This is a genomic window from Streptomyces sp. M-16 (assembly GCF_052114405.1).
In the GTDB taxonomy this organism is placed as follows: domain Bacteria; phylum Actinomycetota; class Actinomycetes; order Streptomycetales; family Streptomycetaceae; genus Streptomyces.
In genome coordinates this window covers 1-5745 of sequence record NZ_JBFRER010000219.1, presented here as the reverse complement: position 1 = coordinate 5745, position 5745 = coordinate 1, and the positions used below count along the sequence as shown (strand labels likewise).

The following is a 5745-nucleotide window of genomic DNA, read 5'->3' as shown; positions in this document are numbered from 1 at the left end:
GGCCGGTGCGGTCCCGCGGGCGCGGAGCGCCGGGTCGTGGGGTGCGCCCACCACCTGACGGGCGGGCCCCCTCCCGGCCCCGCCGGCGCTTGAGGCGCGGGTCCGGGTGGGGCCCGGGGAACGGGCGAAGGGCGGGGCGGGGAGGTGCCCCGCGGGGATCCGCGTCACGACGTCACCTGCCTGGGGTCGGGGTGGGCTGCGGCTGGGCCGGCGGGGGCACGGGCTGGCCGGTGGCGGGCGCTGGCGCCCCGGCCCCGCCGGACGCGGACGGGGACGGGGACGGCACCGGGCTCGGCGCGGCGGCCGGGGGCGCGGGCGCGGGCGGCGCCTCCGCGGGGGTGGGGGCGCCGGCGACCTTGCCGTCGGAGCCGATGAAGACGGGGCTGCCGCCCGGCACCAGCCCCAGCTCGTGCGCCCGGCGCTGGAGCGCGTCCGGGGCGGAGTAGCCGTCGACGTCCCGCTGGAGCGCCTGCTGTTCGTCCGTCAGGGCGGTGGTCTCCTTCTTCAGCCTGGTCAGCTGGAAGGAGCCCTGGTTGAGGGCGGAGTTCAGCAGCAGCAGGCTGATCAGCCCGCCGCCGAGGAGCGCCACCACCAGCAGGACGAACGGCATCCGGGCCGCCTGCCCCGCCGTGGCGGCGGCGGGCCGCACCCGGACGAGGCGGGCCGCCCTGCCGGCCTTGCCGCCCGGGAAGCGGCCCGCCGGGGTCACAGCCGCGCCTCGCGGATGCGCTCGACGCCGCGGAACCGGGCCGGGGCGGCCCGCCGGTTCTCGGCGATCTCCTCCTCGGTGGGCAGCTCCGCCCCGCGCGTCAGGAGCTTCAGCTTCGGCTGGTACTTCTCGGGTACGACCGGCAGTCCGGGCGGGGCCGTGGAGGTGGCGCCCGCCGCGAAGACCTGCTTGACCAGCCGGTCCTCCAGCGAGTGGTACGAGAGCACCGCGATCCGCCCGCCGACCGCGATCCGGTCGACCGCCGCCGGAATGGCGCGCTCCAGCCCGGAGAGCTCGCCGTTGACCTCGATGCGCAGGGCCTGGAAGGTCCGCTTGGCGGGGTTGCCGCCCGTGCGCTTGGCGGCCTGCGGCAGCGCGTCCCGGATCAGCTCCACCAGCCGCGCGCTGTTGCTGAAGGGCTCCTTCTCCCGCTCCCGCACGACCGCCGAGACGATCCGCTTCGCCTGCTTCTCCTCGCCGTACTGGCGCAGGATGCGCACCAGCTCGCCGGGGGCGTAGGTGTTGAGGACCTCGGCGGCGCTGATGCCGGTCGTCTGGTCCATGCGCATGTCCAGCGGCGCGTCCTGCGCGTAGGCGAACCCGCGGTCGGCCTCGTCGAGCTGCATGGAGGAGACGCCCAGGTCGAAGAGGATGCCCTGGACGGCCGGGATCCCCAGGCCGTCGAGCACCTCGGCGAGGTCGGCGTAGATCGCGTGGACGAGGGTGGCCCGGTCGCCGAACGGCGCGAGGCGCTCGCCGGAGAGCCGCAGGGCCTCCTTGTCGCGGTCCAGGCCGATCAGGTGGGCCTCGGGGAACCGGGTCAGCAGGGCCTCGCTGTGGCCGCCGAGGCCGAGGGTGCAGTCGACGACTACGGCCCCCGGCCTCTCCAGCGCCGGGGCCAACAGGTCCAGGCACCGCTGGAGCATCACCGGGACATGTCGGGACTCGCTAGTCAAAGCGCCCTCTCAGATAACGGCGCGGCAGGCGTACGCCGCGCCGCGCACGCGGAGTTTTACCAGGGGGCCGGGCGGCCGGGTGAGGGCCGGGCTCCGGCCGGTTCGCGTCACTTTAGTGCAACGGTCGCCGCGGTCAACGAACCGCCCCGCGCCCGGTGCGCCCCACCCGCAGGGAACACGCAAAAGCCCCGAATCACCCGGTTGGGGGCGCCCGCCTCACCCCTGTGGGTTAGCTCACAACAAGGCTCGTTGACCTTCTTTGTCCCCCCTCACTCCATGCCACACCGCGCTGTGACCACTAACGTCGTAACCATGACGACTTCCGCATCCCTGCCCGCCAGCCCCGCCGCCGAGGCATCCGGCCGCGACTCCGTCACCGACCGCCTCGTGGAAGCGAACCGCCGGTACGCCGAGGAGTTCACCGACCCCGGCATGGACGCCCGCCCGGTCCTCCACGTCGCCGTCGTGGCCTGTATGGACGCCCGCCTCGACCTCCACAAGGCCCTCGGCCTGGAGCTGGGCGACTGCCACACCATCCGCAACGCCGGCGGCGTGGTCACCGACGACACCATCCGCTCGCTCACCATCAGCCAGCGCGCCCTGGGCACCCGCACGGTGATACTCATCCACCACACCGGCTGCGGCCTCGAAAGCCTGACCGAGGACTTCCGGCACGAGCTGGAGGACGAGGTCGGCCAGCGCCCCGCCTGGGCCGTCGAGGCCTTCCGCGACGTGGACCAGGACGTCCGCCAGTCCATGCAGCGCGTGCGCACCAACCCCTTCCTGCCCCACAAGGACGATGTGCGAGGCTTCGTCTTCGACGTGCACACGGGGCTACTGCGGGAGATCGATCCCGCCTCGTGAGTGACACCGGGCCGTGACGGCGTCAAGAATGCGGGGGGACGCCCCCCGGAATCCCTCCGGAACGGCGTCCGTGTTTCGGGGTGGGCCGGTTCATGCGCCAAGAGCGTCGGCCCTGGGAAAGGGCCGAGGAGAACCAGGTGACCACGTACGACGACCGAGCGAGCCTCGCTGATCTGACCAGCACGGCCGAGCGGATCCGCCAGTCGGTCGAGGGCGTGATCGAGGGGAAGCCCGAGGTCGTCCGGCTCGCCCTGACCGTGCTCCTCGCCGAGGGCCACCTGCTGATCGAGGACGTTCCCGGCGTGGGCAAGACCATGCTGGCCAAGACGCTCGCCAAGTCCATCGACTGCTCGGTCCAGCGCATCCAGTTCACCCCGGACCTGCTGCCGTCCGACATCACCGGCGTCAGCATCTACGACCAGCAGCGCCGCGAGTTCGAGTTCAAGCCGGGCGCGATCTTCGCGCAGATCGTCATCGGTGACGAGATCAACCGCGCCTCGCCCAAGACGCAGTCGGCGCTGCTGGAGTCGATGGAGGAGCGCCAGGTCACCATCGACGGCACCACCTACGCCCTGCCCAGCCCCTTCATGGTGGTCGCCACCCAGAACCCGGTCGAGATGGAGGGCACCTACCCCCTCCCCGAGGCCCAGCGCGACCGGTTCATGGCCCGCGTCTCCGTCGGCTACCCCAGCCCCGAGGCCGAGCTCCAGATGCTCGACGTCCACGGCGGGGTCTCCCCCCTCGACGACCTCACCGCCGTCGCGCACGCCCACGACGTCGTCAAGCTCATCGAGGCCGTCCGCGAGGTGTACGTCGCCCCGCCCGTCCGCCGCTACGTCGTCGACCTGGTCTCCGCCACCCGCAGCCACCCGGACCTGCGCCTGGGCGCCTCGCCCCGCGCCACCCTGCACCTGCTGCGCGCAGTGAAGGCCGCCGCCGCCCTGGCCGGCCGGGACTACGTGCTGCCCGACGACGTCCAGCAGCTGGCCGCGCCCGTCCTCGCGCACCGGCTGCTGCCCACCGCGCAGGCACAGCTCAACCGGCGCACCGCCGAGCAGGTCGTCCAGGACATACTCCAGCGCACCCCCGTCCCCGCCGCGCACGCCCGCGGCGAGATGCCGCCCGGCGCGGGCATCCGGGGCTTCTGATGGGCGCCGGTGCCCCGCGCGGCGCCGGCGGGCAGGTGAGGGACCCGGGCGGGCTGCGCGCCTCGCTGGCCGGTCTGACCACCCGGGGCCGCTCGTTCCTGGCCGCCGGAGCCGCCGCCGCCGGGTGCGCGTACGTACTCGGCCAGGGCCAGCTGCTCCGCGTCGGCCTGCTGCTCGTCGCCCTGCCCCTGATCTGCGTCCTGACCCTGCACCGCACCCGCCACCGGGTCACCGGCGACCGGCGGCTGACCCCGCCGCGGGTGCCCGCCGGCGGCGAGGCCCGCGTCCAGCTCCGGCTGGAGAACGTCTCCCGGGTCCCCACGGGGCTGCTGATGCTCCAGGACCGGGTGCCCTACGTACTGGGACCCCGGCCGCGCTTCGTGCTGGACCGGGTCGAGGCCGGCGGCAAGCGCGAGGTCTCCTACCGGGTCCGCTCCGATCTGCGCGGCCGCTACCCCCTGGGCCCGCTCCAGCTCCGGCTGACCGACCCCTTCGGGCTGGTCGAGCTCACCCGGTCCTTCAGCGCCTACGACACCCTCACCGTCGTCCCCCGCACCGAGCCCCTGCCCGCGGTCCGGATGACCGGCGAGGCCAACGGCTACGGCGAGGGCACCCGCCGCTCGCTCGCGCTGTCCGGCGACGACGACGTGATCCCCCGTACCTACCGGCGCGGCGACGACCTGCGCCGGGTCCACTGGCGCTCCACCGCCCGCTACGGCGAGCTGATGGTGCGCCGCGAGGAGACCCCGCAGCGCAGCAAGGCCACCGTCCTGCTCGACACCCGGGGCAGCGCCTACGAGGGCGCGGGCCCCGACTCCGCCTTCGAATGGGCGGTCTCCGCCGCCGCCTCCACCGTGCTGCACGTCCTGGAGCAGGGGTTCTCGGTGCGGCTGCTGACCGACACCGGCGACTCGGTGCCCGGCGAGGGCGCCGGCGGCTTCTCCTCGGGCGGGCAGGAGTCCGCCGAGGCGGCCGGGCTGATGATGGACACCCTCGCGGTCGTCGGACACTCCGAGGGCTCCGGACTCGCCCGCGCCTGCGAAGCCGTGCGCGGGGCGGGTGCCGGGCTCGGCTCGGGCGGGGACGGCCTGCTCGTCGCGTTCTTCGGCGACCTGGACGACGTACAGACGGAAATGGCGGCCCGGATGCGGCAGCGCAGCGCGGGAGCGGTGGCGTTCGTACTGGACTCCGCGACCTGGGCCGCAGCGCCCTCGCGGGTGGAAGAGCGGCTGCGCAGGCTGCGCGACGCCGGCTGGACGGCACTGGCCGTCCCGCCCGGCGCGGCCTTCGCCGATCTGTGGCGGCAGGCGGGCAACGCCCCCGTCGGCACGGGAACGACCCCCGGAGGCCTGGTATGAGCGGGCGGACGCGCGTGACGCTCTTCGCCGCGCTGGCGACGCTGCTGACCTCCTGGTCGCTGGCCCCGCTGGTGGAGACCTCCGGCTGGCTGCTCCAGGCGGCCGCGCTGCTGGCCGTGCAGGCGGCGGTGGGGGCGGGGGGCCGGCGGATCCCGCTGGCCCGGCCGCTGACCGTGGGCGCGCAGCTGCTGGTGTCGCTGCTGCTGCTCGCCCTCCTCTTCGCGGGCAAGGCCGATTCCACCGGGAGCGGGCCGACGGCCTTCCTGGTCACCGACTTCGGCGGGCTGTTCCAGCAGGGCGTGCGGGACGTCGGCGAGTTCGCGATACCGGCCCCCCTGACGGACGGCATCCGGCTGCTGCTGCTCTGCGGCGTGCTGCTGATCGGCCTGCTGGTCGACGTCCTGGCGGTCACGCTGCGCACGGCCGCGGCGGCCGGACTGCCGCTGCTGGCGCTGTACTCGGTGGCGGCCGGGCTGTCGGCGGAGCGGGGCGGTTCCTGGTTCGCCTTCCTGTTGGCCGGCGCGGGCTACCTGATGCTGCTGCTGTCCGAGGGCCGCGACCGGCTCGCCCAGTGGGGCCGGGTCTTCGGCGCGGCCCCGAGCACGCGGGTGTCCGCCGCCTCGGGCTACGGCGGCGGCTCCGGCGGCGGGCGGGCCCTGGCGCCCGCGCGCACCGGCCGCCGGATCGGCGTGGCCGCGCTGGGGCTGGCG

6 protein-coding genes are annotated in these 5745 nt (G+C 74.8%); 4 read left to right on the top strand and 2 right to left on the bottom strand.

The features are described from left to right. Positions 1-172: 172 nt before the first annotated feature. Both AB4039_RS41080 and rsmH read right to left on the bottom strand, forming a co-directional pair. Positions 173-709, bottom strand: coding sequence for a hypothetical protein (locus tag AB4039_RS41080; RefSeq protein ID WP_442273190.1), 537 nt, complete (start codon positions 707-709; stop codon positions 173-175). After that, positions 706-1635, bottom strand: a complete 930-nt coding sequence (rsmH, locus tag AB4039_RS41075; protein WP_267089516.1) for a 16S rRNA (cytosine(1402)-N(4))-methyltransferase RsmH — start codon at positions 1633-1635, stop codon at positions 706-708. Before rsmH ends, AB4039_RS41080 begins: the two co-directional genes overlap by 4 nt. 306 nt (positions 1636-1941) lie before the next feature. Between rsmH and AB4039_RS41070 the strand changes: the two genes are divergently transcribed. From AB4039_RS41070 to AB4039_RS41055, 4 genes are all read left to right on the top strand, one after another. Beyond that, positions 1942-2529 carry a beta-class carbonic anhydrase gene (locus AB4039_RS41070; RefSeq protein ID WP_266838584.1) on the top strand — a complete coding sequence of 196 codons (588 nt, stop codon included), beginning with the start codon at positions 1942-1944 and terminating at the stop codon, positions 2527-2529. A 137-nt stretch (positions 2530-2666) separates the two neighbouring features. Continuing rightward, positions 2667-3677: an AAA family ATPase gene (locus AB4039_RS41065; RefSeq protein ID WP_266838585.1), complete on the top strand. Its 1011-nt coding sequence runs from the start codon at positions 2667-2669 to the stop codon at positions 3675-3677. Next, positions 3677-5035 carry a DUF58 domain-containing protein gene (locus AB4039_RS41060; protein WP_266838586.1) on the top strand — a complete coding sequence of 453 codons (1359 nt, stop codon included), beginning with the start codon at positions 3677-3679 and terminating at the stop codon, positions 5033-5035. The genes AB4039_RS41065 and AB4039_RS41060 overlap by 1 nt, the downstream gene beginning before the upstream one ends. After that, on the top strand, positions 5032-5745 hold a 714-nt coding region (locus AB4039_RS41055; protein WP_442273189.1), incomplete at its 3' end, for a transglutaminaseTgpA domain-containing protein. The genes AB4039_RS41060 and AB4039_RS41055, both read left to right, overlap by 4 nt.